The following is a 19,001-nucleotide window of genomic DNA, read 5'->3' on the forward strand; positions in this document are numbered from 1 at the left end:
CCTACTTTATCAAACGATCAAGAATAAAAGGTTGATCATCTTCACTTTTAGCAGCAGATGTCCCTTTCACAGACTTTTCCACACTGGCAGGAGGCATCTCTAATGACCCTTTACGCCCACACCCAGCGACAACGACACCCAAGCCCCCCAAAAGGACAATCACCAACCCCTTTACTATAATTTTCATCTGCCCTCTTTCTTCATCTCGATCTCTTTTTACCTTTAAAGCACAATCATTCAAGTGTTCACAAGACGCTTTTTTCAATATGCAATTTGCCAAAGAACTTTTGAAGATACTGCCCCCAAAAGCTTTTACGATTTTCAACAGACTTTTCAATGGTCACAACATCAAAAAGCGTCGCATTGATAATTCATCTAATGATAAATCCTGAAGGCGATACTGTTTTTTTACCAATGCTAGAACACACTCTCCCATATGATGTGCCTTATGAAAAGGAATCCCTAATTCCCAAACAAGACAATCAGCAAAATCTGTAGTTGTTACATACCCTAAATTCACTGCTTATTTCATGGCTTTCTTATTCACTTCCAAATCAGCGATCATCCCTTTCATCGCTGTCAATGATAAGTCCAAACTCAAAGCCCCATTAAACACATATTCTTTATCTTCTTGCATATCCTTTAAATAAGCAAACGGTAATCCTCTTATCACCGTTAACAATCCCATAAGCGCACCATTCAATCAACCTGTTTTTGCCCTTACCAGCTTTGCTGCAACAAGTTTACTCTTTTTTGGCATCATCGATGAACACGGTGAAAAAATATCTGACAAACGAATAAAACAAAACTGCTCACTTAACCAAAGAATAATTTTTTCTGCTAAACGCGAAAGATGTATTGCACAATGAACACCAGCATTTAAAAGTTTCGATATAAAGCTACGGTCAAAAACACGATCAATCGAAAAACATGATCCTGCCAAAACCACAGCCCCCAAAGTCGATTCATTCATTCGTTCAAAAGCATCAGACATCCACGATAAATCGCAACCAAACATTTCAACATATGCCATCCTCTAATGACCCCGTATTACGGGTTGAACCAATTATAAATACGTAAAGCTTGGCATAAAGGTTTTAACATGTTTTTCTGCAAGAGCGAGCAATTGCTTTATAAACGCCTTTAAGGCTTGTGCTATTTTCTGCACTGCTTCATGCACACACAATCAAAAATCAACAACCATTTGATCATTGCGAGAAAGTGCCATATGCAAACGCCCAGCACCACGACCAATCAACACGCTTAATCGCCGCTTTAATATTCATATGAAATATCTTCAAGTGTTCGTGAAAAAACAAATGTACCTTCTTTAATTTCTTTGAAAATAATTTCTAAACTATAAGAAATTTTTTCATAACCAGACTGTAAAATAATTTTTGTTTGCGCTAATATCGCAGCAAGAGAGCAAACCTTCAATATATTGCCGATAGAGTTTTTGATCGATATCAATTAAGGTGTTAATTTCTTCCATAACTACAGCAAGTTTTGCGATAAGCCACCACACACACATTTGGTTCTTTACCTTCTCATCGATCATATTAAAAAAAACACCCATAAAAAGGATAAAATCATGATTCCTCAAAGTGTTAATAGCCAAAAGAAGAAAAACAAAAAGAAGATAATCTTTATCGCATCTTTTTTTATTATTTTGGTTGGTGTCAGTTTATACGCAATAAAAAATCATCATGACAAGACGGTTTCTTTTTTTGCCAACACTCTTTCAAAAGAAAAGACCGAAAAAAGACAAGACAAAAGAATGATGACAATCCAAAAAGCCGCCACAGGCTTTTTTGCTCACATGCGATTTATGGATACACCCTTAGATATGAATACCTTCTCTTTTAAGGATATTCAAGGAAAAGACCACACATTCGCTGAATTTAACGGAAAACTGTTACTCATCAATCTATGGGCTATCTGGTGCGTACCCTGTCGCACAGAAATGCCGGAACTTGCGCAATTAAAACGCGAATTGGGTGGAGAAAACTTTGATGTCGTAGCGATTAATATCGATAAAGCCGCTTCTGTAGAAAAAATTCAGCAATTTTTACAAGATATTCATGCTGATAATTTAGTCTATTATCGCGATGAAACCATGAGTATCTTCAATGACATGAGAAAACAAGGTCTTGCGTTAGGACTCCCCGTCACATTTCTCATTGATAAAAAGGGGTATCTCATTGCTTCCTATAATGGGGCAGCGCCGTGGGCCAATGATAAAGCCAAAGCACTTATTAAAGCTGTCATAAAAGAAGCACAATAATTTAATAACCGCGTCTTTTTAAACGTTGGATTGTCAAATCCAATGCTGACAAAAAAGCAGAACGATCTTTACCACAAAAAGGACGTGGTCCTCCTGTGACATGCCCCTGCTCTCGCAAATTTTCCATCAAATTGCGCATGACTAAAGCTTGACCGATTGAATTGGCATCAAAAATACGCCCCGTTGGCGAAAGACAAAGCCCCCCAGACCGCACAACCCTTGCAGCTAAAAGGATATCACTGGTAATAACGATACTCGCCTCATGCACATGATCGACAATCCAATCATCAGCCCTATCAAGCCCATCAGAAACAATGATTCTTTCAATGAGTTCTTCTTGGGGAAGAGAAAGAAAACGGTTTGCGACAATAAATGTTTTAAGCTGATAACGATTCATAACACGATAAATTTCAGCTTTTACAGGACAAGCATCCGCATCAACCAATAAAGTAATGGCTGGTCTTATTTCTTTCCCCATCTTTTGGCTTTCATAGGATCTACAATTTTTTCATTCATCGAGGCGATTGCCAATAATTGCGATAAAACATGATTGCGGCGTTTATTTCACCCCCCAAAATAAAAATTGCACTTAATATATAAAGAAAGATAATGGCAACCATAATAGATGCTAACCCCGCATAGGTTGAAATATAATCAAACATCGTTAAATATTGCGCAAAAGCAAGAGAAGCCATAAACCATACAAACATTGTCACCACGATTCCTGGTAAAATATCTATGAATTTCCGCTTCCCTGCTGGAAGCCATTTATGGACAATCAAAAGACTCACAAATAAAATAACAACAGCAATTGTATAACGCCATAAACGAATGATCCCAATATATTCAGTCATAAAAAAAGAATGATTTTGCATAATTTTGATCAACAAAGGCGCTAAAATCAATAAAAAGCTCATCACAACAAGACCAAAAGCGCCAAGAATCACAAAAAACAAACTTTGAAAACGACAAAACAACAAACTCCGTTGATCCGTCACACGGTAAGCTTTATTCAAAGCCGTACGCAAAGCCTCTATTCCATTAGAAGCAAAATAAGCCGCTCCAATAACAGAAAGCGTCAACACACCTCCTTGATGAAGGGTTAAAACATTGACAATTTCCTGAGATAAAGGCTCGGCAATGACATCAGGCAATAACTGTACCAGCGCTTTAATTTTTTGCGGTGTATAAGTAAAAGCCCCGAGAAAACGAGCAAAAGATGTTCCAAAAATAAAAAAAGGGAAAAATGCTAAAAGACCCGACAGCGCAACATGGCTTGCAAAAGCACTTCCATTATCACGCCAATAATGACTTATTGCGTCACCAAAAACACGATAGCTATACCAAAAGATATTTCTTAACAAACCTCAATACTTTCTGGTAACATCCTTTTTTCAGTTATCTCATGCTTTATAAAAACCATCAAGACTTTAAAAACAAACATTTTTTAGTATAAAGGGCAATAATCTATGTGGTCAAGCCTCACCCTATCCAAAAACTGAGAAGCCAACAAATTTTACCAATTCAATGTCTTCTGTTTGGGGCGTTTTATTTTACACGAGAGTCACCCTTCATTACAGGCGGATACCCCTCATTGTTGTCCAAAGGACTAAGTACAGCGCTATATCTTCATTACAACGAACAATTTAAAAGAACAGATAGCCTAAGAAGCATGATAAGAATAAGCAAAACAACAGCACAAAATTCAAAAATCGCTTATTTTACACGCCCTCTTTAGAAACGCTATGACGTCCAAAATCAGGAGCATCAATTTCCTGTCCTGCCGCAATGATCTTACGGCGCACAGCACGCGTGCGCGTAAAAAAATTAAACAGTGTTTCACCATCACCTATACGAATTGCCTGTTCTAAAAAAGAAAGTCCTTCACTAAAACGGCTCAACATTTCTAAAATAGCATCCTTATTATGCAAACAAATATCACGCCACATGACAGGATCAGAAGATGCCAAACGCGTAAAATCGCGAAAACCGGAAGCAGAATAAGCAATCACTTCTGAATTGGTTACTTTTTCTAAATCACTCGCTGTTCCAACAGTATTATAGGCAATTAAATGCGGCAAATGCGAAACAATTGCTAAAACAAGATCATGATGCTTCGGCTCCATCTTTTCAACACGCGCCCCACAAGCTTCCCAAAACGCTGTCAATTGTGCGACAGCCGCCACATCACTATCCGCAAAAGGCGTTAAAATACACCAACGATTCATAAATAAATCAGCAAAACCAGCATCCGGACCCGAATATTCCGTTCCAGCAATAGGATGTCCCGGAATAAAATGAACCGTTTTTGGCAATAAAGGCGCCATTTCTGTAATAACCAATTCTTTTGTAGAACCAACATCACTCACAATCGCCCCTGGCTTTAAATGATCATGAATGTTTTTTGCCACCTCTGCACTCGCTCCAACAGGAACAGAAATAATAACGAGATCAGCACTTTCAACAGCCTTTGCATTATCCGTTGTATAAAAATCTCCAAGTTCCAATTCACGCGCTCTTTCCAGTGTTTCTTGACGACGTGTTGCAATAGAAACCTGAGCTGAAAGCTTTTTCTTTTTAATTACTCTTGCTAAAGAAGATCCAATCAGACCAATCCCAATGAGCGCTATTTTTTCAAATTGAATATGGGGCATCTTTCACCTTTAAAGATTCTTTGCAAATGGCAAAAAAAGACAGTTGTAAAAACATAATTTTCTGTTTGTTCATCTTAATGAGTTATGCGCAAAATATTAAAAAACTACAACTAGAGAATAAAGAGAATAACGCAGTTTACCCATTATCACCTGCGCAAACTGACAACAGATCATTTGAATCAGAAAATGCAAAACATACGTGACGAAAAATGTAACACCAAACTTAAAATTCTCACTTCATTTCTTACGATCATACAACGCATTGATTCATAAAGATAATGACATTATTTATTATATTGGAAGAGATCCCTTCGCAGAATTATTTCATTTTAAGTCTTCTTATGTTGAGTTTAATCAAAATCATGTCTTTTGCACCTTACAATAAGAACTTCTTCTCCACATGCCTTTTTACGACTATATAAAACAGCAGTCTGAATTTTTTCATTGCGTAAGAAATCTGTTCTAAGTTCCAATATTTTAAAGCTTGTTCAACAATTTTTTTCCGTTGAAAAAAATGGGAGGGCGCGCTTGAGAAACCACTGTAAAAGGCGCTTTCCCTTCAACCTCTACCTAATAACGCAAGAGCTATAATTGCTGAAAATGCTCCTGAGCTGCACTCAAAATAAAAGATTATCATTTTTTAAATATGTTAAGCGGCCATTTGCCGTCGTGCAATAATTGTAAGCCCTAACAAAGCTTGACGAATGATGTCCTCACCCAAAAGCGGATTTTTACGGCTTTCTAAAACAGCAGTCTGAATTTTTTCCATCGCGTAAGAAATTTGTTCTAAATTCCAATATTTTAAAGCTTGTTCAACAATTTTTTTCCGTTGAAAAAAAATAGGAGGACGCGCTTGAGAAACCACTGTAAAAGGCGATTTTCCTTCAACCTCCACCTGATAACGCAAGAGCTGTAATTGCTGAAAATGCCTTTGTGCTGTACTTAAAATAAAAAAAAGCGCCCCCTGCAATGCTGCATGTCGATTAAAATGCGCTTCAAAGCCTGATATATCACCCAATAAAAGAGCATCAATGACTTCATCTTGAGAAAGAGCACTGACATCACTTACAACCGCTTTTACATCTTCAAGAGTAATATGAACATTTGAAGCATAAAGACAAAGTTTTTCTAATTCACCTCGTGATACAAGACGATCTACCCCTAAAATTTCATGCAACCATCTACGTGCATCCAAAGAAAGAGTCTTCTTAAACTGTCCTAAAACCTCATCAATCAAACCGTCAAGAGAGCGCATATCATCGGCAAAACAGGGCAAAGCCATTGCATTTGCCGCCGTTTCAACAGCATTGCGCAACCCAGTTCCTTTTTTCAAATCCCCTGCCTCGATGAGAATAAAACTTTTCTCTGGTGGTTTCTCAATTAAAAGCTTCAAGGCTGTAAGAAAACCTTTTTGGTTAGCAGCATTAGAAATCCATATCAAACGATCCCCCCCAAAAAGCGATAAAGTCCGCGCTTCATTTTCCAAACGTGCGGGATCTTTATCAATTTCAGCAGCATCCAAACGAATTGTCGAAAATGGATCTTCTATTGCGACCTTTGTAAGCTTGGCAAAACGTTGGGCACGTTCACAAATAAGACCACGATCTGGACCATAAATGAGAACAATAGGAAAAGCACGTGAGAAACGCGTTAGAAATTGATCAACCTCATGTGCTTTTTTCTGAGCCAAACCATTAATCCATTAATAGTTCATCGTTATCAAGAACTTCCCCGCGAACTTTCTGAAACATGTGAATTAAATCATTAACATTCAAGCCCTTACGCTCTTCATGACAGACATCCAAAATCACTTTTCCACCATGCAACATCAGTGTGCGATCTCCATAATCAAGAGCCTGACGCATAGAATGGGTGACCATAATAGTCGTTAATTTTTTCTCTTCAACGATTTTTTCTGTCAACCGCATCACAAAATCAGCCATCCCAGGATCCAGTGCTGAGGTATGTTCATCCAGTAATAAAACATCTGCATGAGCTAACGTTGCCATCACAAGACAAACGGCTTGGCGTTGTCCACCAGATAAACTGTCCATAGGATTTTGAATATAAGCTTCAAGACCAATTCCTAATTGAGCAATTTTATCTCGAAAAAATTGTCTTTTTTCATGGTTTAAAGCTGAACGCAAACTACGACGATTTCCTCGAAGAGCAGCAAGAGCCAAATTTTCTTCAATTGTTAAAGAACCACAACTTCCCTTTAACGAATCTTGAAAAACACAGGCTACCTTTCCAGCACGTTCACTGACTGATTGCCTAGAAACATTTTGTCCATTGATTACCACTTTTCCTGTCGAGGGAAGTGTTTCGCCTGCCAAAACACTGAGCAACGTTGATTTACCCGCACCATTTGAACCGATAACCGTAACAAAGCTACCCTGATCAATTTTGAGGTTAATATCAATTAAAGCCTGTTTTTCCAAAGGCGTTTGCGGTTTAAATGTGACCCCAACATGAAAAAGCTCAATCACGTTTACGCCTCCTCCAATAGCGTGGCACAATAAGAGTTAACACAACCAACAGTGACGTAATCAACTGAAGATCTGTTGAGGTATCAATACCAATTCCATTGGCTTCAAAAGCAAATTGCACCGCCACACGATAAAGCACAGACCCCACAATACAGCTGATTATAATCCAAAAAATATTGCGCGTACGAAAGAGCGTTTCGCCAATAATCACGGCGGCCAACCCAAAAACAATTGTACCAATTCCACCGGTAATATCTGTTGCAATTGCAGTTTGAATATAAAGAGAACCACCAAGTGCAACACAGGCATTGGAAAGCCCCATACCAAAATAAATCAATGCAGATGTATGAACCCCTTGCGCCGTCGCCATGCGTGGATTAGCACCCATTGCACGCATAGCAAGACCTATTTCACTTTCTAAAAAGCGCCAAATCAAAAACGCTACAACAAGCAATACAATCCCAACGAAAAGAGGACGCACAAAGATATCAGACAACCCAAACAAATTATAAAAGGGTGTTAAGGCTGTATCAGCAAGCGCCAAATTAACATTGGACCCTCCCATAATTCCCATAATACGAAGATTAACCGTATAAAGTGCTGACATTGTTAAAATGGAAGCCAACAGATTCAAAATGCCAAAACGCAAATTCAACAGAGCTGTTACCAAACCTGCTACCATACCCGCACAAAAAGCACATGCCATAGCTGTCCATGCATTAAAACCTAAAAGAATCAAGACGCCACAGACACAGGACCCGAGAAGAAACGAGCCATCAACCGTTAAATCCGGAAAGTCCAAAACGCGAAATGAGAGATAAACCCCTATAGCTACAAACGCATAAATAAGACCTAATTCCACCGCGCCAGAAAAGGCAAATATATTCATGTAAAGAAAATCCCCATGAAAACGTAACGTACTTTATTGTATCAACACTCTCTCAACAAAAGTTATTGAATGACTTTTGTTGCGCGGTCAATAACGGCCTGCGGGATAATAATTCCTGCCTTTTTTGCTGCTTTCAGATCAATTCGAATGTCATTATTAGCGGCCTGCACAACATCAATATCACCAGGCTTTTCACCCTTTAGAATACGCACAACCAACTTCCCAGCATCGACCCCAACATCGTAGAAATTCACACCTTGCGTCATAAAAGGACCACGTCCTATCGTATTCGCATCAACAGTAAACACAGGCATATTGGCTTCCTGTGTGACCTTTATGGCTCCTTCTAAAACAGACAGAATCGTATTATCAGCAGGGACAAAAATAACATCGACCTTCCCGATTAAAGCGCGTGTTGCTGCCTGAACATCAGAAGGTTTTGGTGCCGATGAAGGAATGATTTCAATTCCAGCTTTTTTTGCCACATCCTTTAACGTCTTAAGGGTTGAAACAGAATTTGCTTCAGAGGCATTATAAAGATAACCAATTTTTTTCAAATCTGGTTTTACTTCTTGTAAAAGTTTAACACTTTCAGCAACATCGATACGATCAGAACTCCCCGTCATATTACCACCAGGTTTGGTCAGCGAAGAAACGATTTTAGCTCCAATAGGATCAGAAATCGCTGCAAAAACGATAGGAATTGTTTTTGTTGCTGCAAGCATTGTTTGTGCTGAAGGTGTGGTAATCGCTACAATAACATCGGGTTTATCACCAACAAATTTACGTGCAATTTGCGTTGCTGTTGAAATATTGCCCTGTGCCGATAAAAAAGTCAGTTGAAAATTTTCACCTTGCTTATAGCCATTTTCTGCAAGAACATCTTCCACCCCTTTACGAACAGCATCCGCCGCAGGATGGATCATAATTTGTGTTAAAGCAACTTTAACGTGCTTAACTTGGTCATCGGCTTTTGCAACAGTGTTCATCATAAAAACAGCTGCGATGACAATCCCTAATATATTTATTCTCTTCAACATTATACTCCACCCCTCTCCATGCAAAAATTAAAAAAGGAACAATTTATTACTGAAAAATCTTCTAAAATCAATCTTTATTTCATTTTATCGAAACATAGACAAAATAAATCAAACTGAGATGATATTTTTTTGTTGCAATTCATAAAAGGCTACGCCATACAAGCAAAGTATATATCGAATCGGTGAGCGGGTGTAGCTCAGGGGTAGAGCACAACCTTGCCAAGGTTGGGGTCGTGGGTTCGAATCCCATCGCCCGCTCCATTTGAGTTTTGATTATTGGATTTTAATTTATTTATTCTTCCGTAGCGCCATAATCGTAGGTTGCTAGCAGATTTTATATCGATTCCTTTTTTCAAATCATTTTTGAAGGCTTCTCTAAAAAAGTTTCAGAGATCTTTCGAAGTTTTTTCTTAAGATTCGTAACTTCTTGTAAAGCATCTATCGGATTTTGCTCCTCGATCATCGAATAATCATTTTTAGCTCAGAAAAAATAGCCATTACTTATATGAAAGTGATTTAAGCAGCATTTCTTTAGGAAATCACTGTAATTTGCTAGGTCCCTCGTGTAAAATAAACTTGAGACAATTCCCATTGGTTTATGACGCTGTTTGGTAACAATAACTTTGGCTTTTTCAGAAGTATTTTATCCAAAGGCATTTTTTCTAACAATATTTTTCACTGTCTCTTACCATCTCAAGGGTAATTTTTTTAATATTGGCAGCGGATTTTTTGCGACCGTTTAGATTATAAAAGCTTATACAAAAGAATTTAAGGTTACTTTTGAGCTAAGGAATTTTTTACAACCCTCAACATTAAAAGATCAATGAGAAATGGCAAGAAAAACAAATGTTAAACAAAACAAAAATTAACTTATCATTAGAAAATAATTTTTGTTCAAAGGTCTGTTTTTACCAAAATTATGTCCCCAAATGCAGGTTATTGATTTTTCAAATGGCGTATCTTCTGTTCATTCAACATTTTCTTCAGACACATTCAACATTATCTCTGCTAAAAATTTACAAGAAACGGTACCTGTAAGCCAAGCAAAGTCCATAATCGATTCTTTCAATGCACAGAAACTTCCTTTGGCTTGGTGGGTTGGACCTCATTCATCTCATTACAACGTTGATGAAGTTCTCTTATCTATTGGTTTAAAGCATGTTGAAACAGAGATAGGAATGGCGGCTTTAGCGCAAGATATAGATTCACATATTGCGTTTCAGCCAGATAACTTCAAAACCAAGGAAGTTGAATCACTTCAAGATTTTAGAGATTACGGAAATGTTATGGCATCCGTCTTCAAGCCTTTTGATAAAGAGGCGGTCATATTTTATGAAACGATAGGAGGCTGTTATAAAAAAGATCCTAATGTAGATCTGTTCATTGGTTATATCAATAACAATCCTGTAGCCATATGCTTTTGTATGAAAGCGGATGGCATTGGTGGCGTGTATGATATTGTTACCCATCCAGATTTTCAGAAAAAAGGTATTGGAACATTCATGACAAAAATTGCCATTCAGCATTTAAAAAGAAAGAATTGTCATGTTATTGGGATGCAAGCATCTCATGAGGGAATGAGCATTTATAAAAAATTGGGTTTTATAAACTTTGGTGAATTTAAAGTTTATTCCAATAAACACATGGTTATTTAGCGACGGACTCTTTTTTGCTCATCAATGAAGAGAATTTATTATTTTCAGCAGAACGCAAATATAACCCACCAATCGATCAATATAAATATGATAGGATCAACGATCTTTAATATCGTCTTGTAAAAAGTCTTTCCCTCTACCTTTTTTGCCATCAACTCTTGAGTTATAGGAGTCTCTCGCTTTCTTTTTTTACATTTAAAATTGCTTTTTACAAGGCGATATATTAATCGTAAAAAACATATATAAAAGCAACAAATTATAACTTTTTTCTCTCTTATTTTTCTTAAATACAAAACAACTGTTAAGCTACAATGCATTAACAGTTATCCGTGATAAATCCCAAATGGCATATAATGACGAAACAAATTCATAGAATGGAGATTTTTCACCTTCAATTGTTGTATCAATCTTTCCACAATGCATAAAAATGGTGAAGTGGACCTCGTCCTTTCCCAACTTGCAAAGCATTTGAGGCAGATAATGCTCCATGTAAATAATCTTTTGCTTGTTTAACAGCACAATCCAAAGGTTGTGTAGGCAATAAAGCTGCGATGGCAGCAGAAATGGTACATCCTGTCCCATGATCATGCGTGGTTGAAAGACGAGAAGCTTCAAGCATAACCAGATTTTCACGATCACAATAAAGATCTGGACTAGAACAATCGTAATTTTCTGTACTATTTTTAGTAAGCGTATTCAAATGTCCGCCTTTTAACAAAACGGCATGACATCCTAGCGCCAAAAGTCGTGGAGCATATTGATACATAGCCTCTAAAGACCATTGTACATCACATCCCAATAACAGTGCAGCTTCAGGCAAATTTGGCGTGATCAAAGTTGACATCGGCATAAGAACATCACGCATAATTTCAACGGCATCAGGCTTTAAAAGAACATCACCACTTTTTGCAACCATAACCGGATCAAAAACAATGAAACGCGCTTTATGATAAGCAAGACGTTCTGCAATAGCCTGTGCAATTTGAGCATTTGCAACCATACCAATTTTAACGGCATCAACGTGGATATCCTCAAAAACAGAATCAATTTGATCAGCAACAAAAGAAGCCTCTAATGCCTGAAAAGCACGCACGCCCTGAGTATTTTGTGCAACAACAGCTGTAACCACACTCATACCATAAGTTTTCATAGCTGAAAAAACCTTCAAATCCGCCTGCATTCCAGCACCACCAGAAGGATCTGTTCCCGCAATAGATAAAATCCGTGGAATAAAAAGTTTATCTTTTTGTAATTCCATCAACCTCTTTCCTTCTGTTTTTAAATATCAGAAAATAAATTACCGAAAAAATAGATGCTTGAAAAAACATAAAGAAGATGTTTTCTCATGCAAATTATATTATATACGAAGTCTTCTTATAGATATAAAATGGAAAATATAGTGCTTATCCTTCGTTCTATTCTTTTTACATTCGCTTTTTATACCACAACTTTCATACAAATGATTCTTTACGCTCCCGTTTATTTTCTCATGCCTCGAAAAAAGGCATGGATTGTTCCTAAAACATGGGCGCGCGTTACACTCTTTTTGCAAAAATACATCGCAGGCACACGTTATGAAATTGAAGGATTAGAAAACCTCCCCCAAGGACCCTATATCATTGCTCCAAAACATCAATCTGCATGGGAAACTTTTAGCCTTGTTCCCTATTTTGATGACCCCACTCTCATTTTAAAACGTGAATTGATGTGGATTCCCTTGTTTGGCTGGTATATGGCAAAAACACAAATTATCCCCATTAACCGCACAACGCCCATCAAAGCCTTAAAAATGGTTATACAAAAAGCAAAAGAGAAAGTAAAACAAGGACGCCAAATCCTCATTTTTCCTGAAGGGACACGCCGACAACCTGGTCAAGAACCAGATTATAAGTCAGGTATTGTCGCGCTCTATAATGAATTAGGACTTCAAGTTGTCCCTATTGCGCACAATGCAGGTTTATATTGGCCACGAGGTAATTTCCGCCGTTATCCCGGAACAATTCGTGTTCGTATTCTTCCTCCAATAGAAGCTGGTTTAAGCAAACGTGATTTTCTAAATCAACTGATTCAAAAAACTGAAGAAGCGTGTGATGAACTGCTTCTCTTAGCCGCTCAAGATCCTACCCCTCCTCCTATGCCACCATCTGCTGTTCAAAAGCTTCAAAAACTGAAGCATCATGAAACACAATCTTGATTGATAAAAAACATCACTTTATGTGTTAAATGCAGCATATGAAACAAAAATATAAGAGAGATATTTCAAATTTTCTTATCCAAAATTATAAAACACACATCATCAAAAATGATGAATGTATGAATTTTTTGAGAAAGCATTCTTTCTCTCCTTAAAATCGTTTAAATAACACACAGGGTATTGATTTATAAATATAATTTATCCTTATTCAACGTGGAATAGATTTGGAATGAGAAAGTCGTATGATACTCAAAAGCCTCATTCAATATGTAAAACAGTGAATGATCATCACAAATCAATATTTATATAATAGAATAACAGGCAGAATGTATGGTTATACGAGCTTGTTCCTTCCAAAAAAACATCAATCCCCTCAAGAACCTGAAATCTTTTACAATCTTCATTATTTAAAAAGTATTTCTTGAGAGACTTAACTTATCAAACCAAATTTAAGGGAAAAATAAAAATGAGTGTTGTTTTTTATCCATGAGACATAACTCAATACAATAATTAACCATCTGTTCTCTCTAATCCTAGACTTAAAAGCTTTATATGCTACATTAAAATAATTCTAAATAATGAATAAGAAGGAACTGAATTTAAACTCATGCAACGTCTCTTCTATAATTTATTTTTTTATTTCATTTTGAGTTTGTCGAGCACTTTTGCTTTAGCACAGCCTTTTATTTCTGTTGATGTTACAACGGGACATATCTTAAAACATAATCAAGCTTTTGAGCGTTGGTATCCAGCGTCCTTAACAAAATTAATGACCGCGTATGTTATTTTTCGTGCCATGAGCCGAGGGGAAATTTCACCCAATAAACCTATCACCATCAGCGAATATGCTGCAAAAGCTCCCGCGTATCGTTCAGGCTATAAAGCTGGTTCTGTTCTCACACTTGATACAGCCTTAAGTATCACCATGGTTAAATCAACCAATGATTTGGCCATTGCCATGAGTGAGGCCGTTGCTGGTTCACAGAAAGCTTTTGTACGCAAAATGAATAGCGAAGCTAAACGTTTAGGCATGTTTGGCACCCATTTTGCAAACGCAAGTGGTTTACCAGATCCTCAAAACTATTCCACCGCACGTGATATTGCTCTTTTAGCTGTCCAAATACGTCGGGAATTTCCACAATATGCTCATTATTTTTCTATTCCAGCCATTGATTTTGGTAATAACCGAAAAATCCAGCATAACTCAAACAACCTCATTGGTCGTTTTTATGGAATAGACGGTATGAAAACAGGCTTTATTTGTGCCTCTGGTTTTAATCTTGTTGCCTCAGCCACCCGCAATAAACGTACAATTATTGCTGTTATTCTAGGGGCAAACAACATAAGTGAAAGGGAAGAAAAAGCGGCACAACTTCTTGAAATAGGTTTTTTGCATCAAGGAGGCCCCCAACTAACACTTACAACATTAAAACCTTATGGGAGCAACATAACGCAAGCCAACAATATGAGCCAACAAACATGCACGCCTGAAGCCATAAAAATGCATGCCAATTCATATGATGATCAAGGAAATATTATTCTCACCTCACCATTTATCACAGCTCCACCTTCTTTTTCTCATCCTTTAGTAGTCCATCTCATTCGTAGTCCACAGACGCCTAAAATAACAGTAAAACCACTAAAAAAACCCCATAGTCCGTATAAAAGACGCGCAAACTATTCTATAAAAAAGCCGTAAGCTACAATTCATAATTTATGATTAATTATTTTGCCCCGTATGTCAGAACCACAAATACCGTATAACCGCCAATACCGTAAAATTCTCTTATTTCAAATCCATCGCTGTTGAATCAATTAAAATCCCTCTCTTTCACATCACAAAATGGATGAGCATAATAGATAAAATAATCAAAGTAAGGAATTAAAACTCTTCCTATAAGACCTTTCAAATTCCAAAAATTATTATAACACGAGCACTGAAAAAGTGCATGATTGCACCCGCATTTACCTTTATAAACTTAAAAGGAGTGATAAAATGGATTTCGTAGGCAATTATCCATCACATATTCCTCACACCTCATTATGAATGGGGTTGACGTCGCAAGATATGTTTCTTTAAAACAGAACCACGGTTGATGATTAAAATGAAAATGAAGCGCATTCCTCTCACGCTTATCACTGGTTTTTTAGGCTCTGGCAAAACAACTTTGCTCAACCGTCTGTTACAAGACTCTCTCTTAACGGAATGTGCTGTTATCATTAATGAATTTGGCGAAATCAGTATTGACCATCTTCTTGTTGAAAAGGCGACAGAAGGAATTATTGAGCTTGCCAATGGCTGTTTATGCTGCAATTTACGCAGTGATCTCATTGATACATTAGTGGATTTAATCAATCGCGTCGAGACAGGACAGATCAAACAACTCAATCACATTATTATTGAAACAACAGGGATAGCTGATCCCGTCCCTATTTTACAAATACTGTTAAGCCACCCACTGTTTATTCAAACACTGTCCATAAATGCTGTTCTTGCAACATTTGATACATTAAGCACACTTTCCATATGCGAGCGCTATCCTGAAATATATAAACAATTAATCCTTGCTGATAAAATTATTCTCACCAAAACAGATCTCACAGCCCCACAATCCTTTTCTAATACGCTCCTTAACACGCTTAAAACAATAAATCCTACAGCACAAATCATTGATGTCCACTCTGAAAATTTCTGCTCAAATCTACTAATAAATCACACATTATGGAATGAAACAGGAGAAAATACACACCTTAAGCAAAATCTTACCACCGCTCCACACGATCATGCTCCCCATAAAACCATTCGCACCTTTTCATTAGATTGTGAAGATCTTGTTGATTATGCCACAATTGAAGCTTTTTTAGATCTCCTACAAGACCGTTATGGTACAAAATTACTCCGTATTAAAGCAATAATCGCATTGCGTGATGATCCTTATCGCCCCCTTGTATTACATGGTGTACAAACATTTTTTCATCCCCCCATCAGACTTCCAGCATGGCCAAAAGGAATAAAACAAACACGTTTTGTCATTATTGCCGATGGTGTTGAAAAAGAAGCAATACAAAAACTTCTCAATGCTTTTTTTAATAAACCAGCCATAGATACTGCAGACAAAACAGCTCTCTTGGAAAACCCTCTCATCATTCCAGGAATAAAGTTTTAATTCTCCTTTACAACGTTAAATCCATCGAGCTATAGCCTCTTTACGCTTAAAAAAAAACAAAACAGCTCCACCATAGATTTTGCCAGCCCCCAATATTTGGTAGCTCTCGGCACATGAGACGATTCATGAGAGGCATTTTTATTGTACAATTTTATCCATGCAGCGCTTTGCGCTTGGAATGTGCAAGCGAATAATTTTGATTGATTTATCATAAACAGATTTTTAGATAAAAAACCTCATGATATTCAAGCTCTTATTAAAACAGAAAATTATAAATCAAATTGTTATTGTAAAATTTTTTAATATTTACCAATCAATCAGGTTGTTTTTTTTCGACGTACACTTCATGTGATTCATTTCAAAAACTCCATTGGATAGGTTCTTGGTTTTAAATACTCTACTTAACTCTATATTTCCCGAGCTGATTGAAACAAACCCCTCTTAAGTTTAAGCAAAAAAACTAAAATCAACAGAGCTGATAACGTATTTTTAGATGCATCTTATAGACCAGTACGATAAGACAATACTTTACAGGATAAAAGAATAAAACCCTTTGAAAGTAAAAAGAGAGAAACATTTTATGTTAATTCACTCTCCACGAGAAAACCAAAATTGCCATCCATACTGGTCTGCAAACAACGCAAATTCTCTGGGCAAGTTGCTCTTGGTCCTCCTATTTCGATTTACTGACATAAAACTTTATAAACAAACTCAGCGTTTAAAATAGGTAACTCCCTTAAGAATCTCATGCATAAGATTTTTGCATATCCTGTATCGCCATCGTAAGCGATGGTATTTTACAGTATAGCGGAATAAAATAACACTCACTTCATGAGGGAAACTGAAGTTTTATCAACATCGCGATTAAAAACGTAACGTTTTCCATACACTTCAACGATTGGTGGTTGACGATTTTCTTCAAAAAAATCATAACCTTTCTTAAGCATCACCCAGAATGGATAATGAGGATCATTGCTATGACGCAACATATTATCCTTGGTCATGCGGAAAGGAAAAGCCTGCAACTGAAATGCTCTTTGTCCTCCTTTAAAAGCGTCGCGCGCAAAGGCATAAATTTGCGCCATATTCTTATCACTCATAGAATAACAACCGGCAGAAAAGCAAGAACCATGCACCATAAGATTGCTTCCTGTCCGACCATTTTCCTGATCATAAAGGTTAGGAAATCCTATATTAAAAGAAAGATAATATTTTGAATAAGGATTCATTTGGTTTGCAGTAATCGTATAAAAACCTTCTGGTGTCTGTAGATCCCCTTCTTTATATTTAGGTCCAAGCTTACCAGACCATTTGCAAATACCATAACGAGCAACCAAGATAAAAGGACCTGAACGAGATTGCTTCCAAACTTCAGCAAGATTTTCTTCCTTGAAAAAGCGCATTACAATTGGTGCATAGGGATCAATATCGTACAAAGCCATTCTATTCTGGATTTCTTGCGGAAGAGGCTGCTCAACTTTAGCACGAATAGAAGCTGGTAATCTTCCTTCACAGGCCGTCAATATTCCCATTACAAACAACACACACACAGCCAGGAATTTGTTAAACGTCATCGAAAAAACTCCAATCCAACACCCCTCATAAAAACGACTTACGCCAAAGATCGACCAATTTGAAGATATTTTTCCCTTCGCTCTTGTTTAAGAACTTCACCATCTTTTCCAGCCATAGCTTTTAAAGCCTCTGAAATAATCTCACCCGTTGCATCAATAGCAATCTCTTTATCACGATGCGCTCCTCCTACAGGCTCTGAGATAATGCCATCAATAATCTTTAAGCGAAGCAAATCTTGAGCGGTAATACGCATATTCATTGCAGCATCTTTTGCACGTGCTGGATCACGCCATAAAATAGACGCTGCTCCTTCTGGAGAAATAACCGAATAAATCGCATGTTCTAACATATACACTTTATTGGCAGCCGCAATGGCTATCGCCCCCCCAGAACCACCTTCTCCAATCACAACGGATACAACAGGAACCTTTAGGCGCAAAGTTGCAGCGGTTGATTGAGCAATTGCTTCAGCTTGCCCACGTTCTTCAGCGCTTACCCCAGGATAAGCACCCGCTGTATCAACAAAAGTAAGGAGCGGTAAACCAAATCGGTCAGCCATTTCCATAATACGGACAGCTTTACGATATCCCTCTGGACGAGCAGAACCAAAATTATAGCGCAAACGTGTTTGCGTATCATGACCTTTTTCTTGACCGATGTAAGCAACTGCTTCTCCCTTAAAGCGTGCAAATCCAGCTTGAATAGCTTCATCTTCAGCAAACTTTCGATCTCCTGCCAAAGGTGTCACATCACTCAATAGGCGCTTAGAATAGTCCATAAAATGCGGACGATCAGGATGACGAGCAACTTGTGTTTTTTGCCACGGCGACAATTTTTTATAAAGATCGCGTAACGCCGTTTGGGAACGCACTTCAAGACGTGCAATCTCGTCACTCATATCAAGACTGTCTTTTTCCTGAGAAATTTTTTTTAATTCAAGAATTTTTCCATCAAGATCAGCAACTGGTTTTTCAAAATCAAGATAATTATACATTTGTACCAACTCATTCAGTGTCACTTATACACTTATAATTTGCTTTATAAAGTCTTTTTC

At 37.4% G+C, this 19,001-nt stretch carries 16 protein-coding genes, 1 tRNA gene and 2 pseudogenes; 6 read left to right on the forward strand and 13 right to left on the reverse strand.

The window, feature by feature from the left end; all coding sequences use genetic code 11:
* Nucleotide 1: 1 nt before the first annotated feature.
* Both lptM and FJG96_RS02280 read right to left on the reverse strand, forming a co-directional pair.
* Nucleotides 2–187, reverse strand: a complete 186-nt coding sequence (gene lptM, locus FJG96_RS02275; protein WP_139412558.1) for an LPS translocon maturation chaperone LptM — start codon at nucleotides 185–187, stop codon at nucleotides 2–4.
* 74 nt (nucleotides 188–261) lie between these two features.
* A pseudogene (locus FJG96_RS02280) lies at nucleotides 262–1,558 on the reverse strand (argininosuccinate lyase).
* A gap of 33 nt (nucleotides 1,559–1,591) precedes the next feature.
* On the opposite strand from FJG96_RS02280, the gene FJG96_RS02285 reads away from it, so the two are divergent.
* A complete protein-coding gene (locus tag FJG96_RS02285; protein ID WP_139412559.1) occupies nucleotides 1,592–2,284 on the forward strand; it encodes a TlpA family protein disulfide reductase in 693 nt (230 codons plus the stop codon).
* Between the two features lies 1 nt (nucleotide 2,285).
* Here the strand turns inward: FJG96_RS02285 and FJG96_RS02290 are convergent, their stop codons facing one another.
* The 8 genes and pseudogenes from FJG96_RS02290 to FJG96_RS02325 all read right to left on the reverse strand — a co-directional run bounded on the left by FJG96_RS02290 (nucleotide 2,286) and on the right by FJG96_RS02325 (nucleotide 9,356).
* Entirely contained in the window at nucleotides 2,286–2,762 is a 477-nt protein-coding gene (locus FJG96_RS02290; protein WP_139412560.1) for a YaiI/YqxD family protein, read from the reverse strand.
* A 34-nt stretch (nucleotides 2,763–2,796) separates the two neighbouring features.
* Nucleotides 2,797–3,648, reverse strand: a complete 852-nt coding sequence (locus FJG96_RS02295) for a YihY/virulence factor BrkB family protein (RefSeq protein ID WP_139412561.1) — start codon at nucleotides 3,646–3,648, stop codon at nucleotides 2,797–2,799.
* 357 nt (nucleotides 3,649–4,005) lie between these two features.
* On the reverse strand, nucleotides 4,006–4,938 hold the full coding sequence (locus tag FJG96_RS02300; RefSeq protein ID WP_139412562.1) for a prephenate/arogenate dehydrogenase family protein: 933 nt from the start codon (nucleotides 4,936–4,938) through the stop codon (nucleotides 4,006–4,008).
* A 350-nt stretch (nucleotides 4,939–5,288) separates the two neighbouring features.
* A pseudogene (gene holA / locus FJG96_RS08960) lies at nucleotides 5,289–5,565 on the reverse strand (DNA polymerase III subunit delta); the annotation flags it as partial.
* 22 nt (nucleotides 5,566–5,587) lie between these two features.
* Entirely contained in the window at nucleotides 5,588–6,628 is a 1,041-nt protein-coding gene (gene holA, locus FJG96_RS02310) for a DNA polymerase III subunit delta (protein WP_139412563.1), read from the reverse strand.
* Nucleotides 6,629–6,632: 4 nt separating this feature from the next.
* Nucleotides 6,633–7,427, reverse strand: a complete 795-nt coding sequence (locus FJG96_RS02315; protein ID WP_005774274.1) for an ABC transporter ATP-binding protein — start codon at nucleotides 7,425–7,427, stop codon at nucleotides 6,633–6,635.
* On the reverse strand, nucleotides 7,420–8,316 hold the full coding sequence (locus FJG96_RS02320; RefSeq protein ID WP_005774275.1) for an ABC transporter permease: 897 nt from the start codon (nucleotides 8,314–8,316) through the stop codon (nucleotides 7,420–7,422). Before FJG96_RS02320 ends, FJG96_RS02315 begins: the two co-directional genes overlap by 8 nt.
* A gap of 62 nt (nucleotides 8,317–8,378) precedes the next feature.
* Nucleotides 8,379–9,356 carry an ABC transporter substrate-binding protein gene (locus FJG96_RS02325; protein WP_139412564.1) on the reverse strand — a complete coding sequence of 326 codons (978 nt, stop codon included), beginning with the start codon at nucleotides 9,354–9,356 and terminating at the stop codon, nucleotides 8,379–8,381.
* A gap of 186 nt (nucleotides 9,357–9,542) precedes the next feature.
* Here FJG96_RS02325 and FJG96_RS02330 point away from each other — a divergent pair.
* Both FJG96_RS02330 and FJG96_RS08965 read left to right on the forward strand, forming a co-directional pair.
* Nucleotides 9,543–9,617, forward strand: a tRNA-Gly gene (locus tag FJG96_RS02330).
* A 629-nt stretch (nucleotides 9,618–10,246) separates the two neighbouring features.
* Nucleotides 10,247–11,011 carry a GNAT family N-acetyltransferase gene (locus FJG96_RS08965; RefSeq protein ID WP_246046882.1) on the forward strand — a complete coding sequence of 255 codons (765 nt, stop codon included), beginning with the start codon at nucleotides 10,247–10,249 and terminating at the stop codon, nucleotides 11,009–11,011.
* A 403-nt stretch (nucleotides 11,012–11,414) separates the two neighbouring features.
* Here FJG96_RS08965 and thiD read toward each other — a convergent pair whose 3' ends face one another.
* The gene (gene thiD, locus FJG96_RS02345) at nucleotides 11,415–12,269 is read right to left on the reverse strand and encodes a bifunctional hydroxymethylpyrimidine kinase/phosphomethylpyrimidine kinase (RefSeq protein WP_139412565.1); all 855 of its coding nucleotides are present in this window, start codon (nucleotides 12,267–12,269) and stop codon (nucleotides 11,415–11,417) included.
* Nucleotides 12,270–12,398: 129 nt separating this feature from the next.
* Between thiD and FJG96_RS02350 the strand changes: the two genes are divergently transcribed.
* The 3 genes from FJG96_RS02350 (at nucleotide 12,399) to FJG96_RS02360 (ending at nucleotide 16,372) form a co-directional block, all read left to right on the forward strand.
* A complete protein-coding gene (locus FJG96_RS02350; RefSeq protein ID WP_180338226.1) occupies nucleotides 12,399–13,205 on the forward strand; it encodes a lysophospholipid acyltransferase family protein in 807 nt (268 codons plus the stop codon).
* A gap of 607 nt (nucleotides 13,206–13,812) precedes the next feature.
* Nucleotides 13,813–14,904: a D-alanyl-D-alanine carboxypeptidase family protein gene (locus FJG96_RS02355; protein WP_139412567.1), complete on the forward strand. Its 1,092-nt coding sequence runs from the start codon at nucleotides 13,813–13,815 to the stop codon at nucleotides 14,902–14,904.
* Between the two features lie 406 nt (nucleotides 14,905–15,310).
* Nucleotides 15,311–16,372: a CobW family GTP-binding protein gene (locus FJG96_RS02360; RefSeq protein WP_180338235.1), complete on the forward strand. Its 1,062-nt coding sequence runs from the start codon at nucleotides 15,311–15,313 to the stop codon at nucleotides 16,370–16,372.
* A gap of 824 nt (nucleotides 16,373–17,196) precedes the next feature.
* On the opposite strand, the gene FJG96_RS02365 is transcribed toward FJG96_RS02360, so the two are convergent.
* Both FJG96_RS02365 and FJG96_RS02370 read right to left on the reverse strand, forming a co-directional pair.
* Nucleotides 17,197–17,946 (reverse strand): L,D-transpeptidase family protein, encoded by a 750-nt coding sequence (locus FJG96_RS02365; RefSeq protein WP_139412569.1) that lies wholly within the window; start codon nucleotides 17,944–17,946, stop codon nucleotides 17,197–17,199.
* Between the two features lie 38 nt (nucleotides 17,947–17,984).
* Nucleotides 17,985–18,941 carry an acetyl-CoA carboxylase carboxyltransferase subunit alpha gene (locus FJG96_RS02370; protein WP_139412570.1) on the reverse strand — a complete coding sequence of 319 codons (957 nt, stop codon included), beginning with the start codon at nucleotides 18,939–18,941 and terminating at the stop codon, nucleotides 17,985–17,987.
* Nucleotides 18,942–19,001: the final 60 nt, after the last annotated feature.

It is taken from the genome of Bartonella mastomydis (assembly GCF_900185775.1).
Lineage (GTDB): Bacteria > Pseudomonadota > Alphaproteobacteria > Rhizobiales > Rhizobiaceae > Bartonella > Bartonella elizabethae.

Excerpts from the sequence above, each read along its gene's own strand:
- FJG96_RS02370 (WP_139412570.1), bottom strand. The coding sequence starts at position 18,941 with ATGTATAATTATCTTGATTTTGAAAAACCAGTTGCTGATCTTGATGGA.
- FJG96_RS02285 (WP_139412559.1), top strand. The coding sequence starts at position 1,592 with ATGATTCCTCAAAGTGTTAATAGCCAAAAGAAGAAAAACAAAAAGAAG.
- FJG96_RS02355 (WP_139412567.1), top strand. The coding sequence starts at position 13,813 with ATGCAACGTCTCTTCTATAATTTATTTTTTTATTTCATTTTGAGTTTG.
- FJG96_RS02365 (WP_139412569.1), bottom strand. The coding sequence starts at position 17,946 with ATGACGTTTAACAAATTCCTGGCTGTGTGTGTGTTGTTTGTAATGGGA.
- FJG96_RS02350 (WP_180338226.1), top strand. The coding sequence starts at position 12,399 with ATGGAAAATATAGTGCTTATCCTTCGTTCTATTCTTTTTACATTCGCT.
- FJG96_RS02320 (WP_005774275.1), bottom strand. The coding sequence starts at position 8,316 with ATGAATATATTTGCCTTTTCTGGCGCGGTGGAATTAGGTCTTATTTAT.
- FJG96_RS02290 (WP_139412560.1), bottom strand. The coding sequence starts at position 2,762 with ATGGGGAAAGAAATAAGACCAGCCATTACTTTATTGGTTGATGCGGAT.
- lptM (WP_139412558.1), bottom strand. The coding sequence starts at position 187 with ATGAAAATTATAGTAAAGGGGTTGGTGATTGTCCTTTTGGGGGGCTTG.
- thiD (WP_139412565.1), bottom strand. The coding sequence starts at position 12,269 with ATGGAATTACAAAAAGATAAACTTTTTATTCCACGGATTTTATCTATT.
- FJG96_RS02325 (WP_139412564.1), bottom strand. The coding sequence starts at position 9,356 with ATGTTGAAGAGAATAAATATATTAGGGATTGTCATCGCAGCTGTTTTT.
- FJG96_RS02360 (WP_180338235.1), top strand. The coding sequence starts at position 15,311 with ATGAAAATGAAGCGCATTCCTCTCACGCTTATCACTGGTTTTTTAGGC.
- FJG96_RS02300 (WP_139412562.1), bottom strand. The coding sequence starts at position 4,938 with ATGCCCCATATTCAATTTGAAAAAATAGCGCTCATTGGGATTGGTCTG.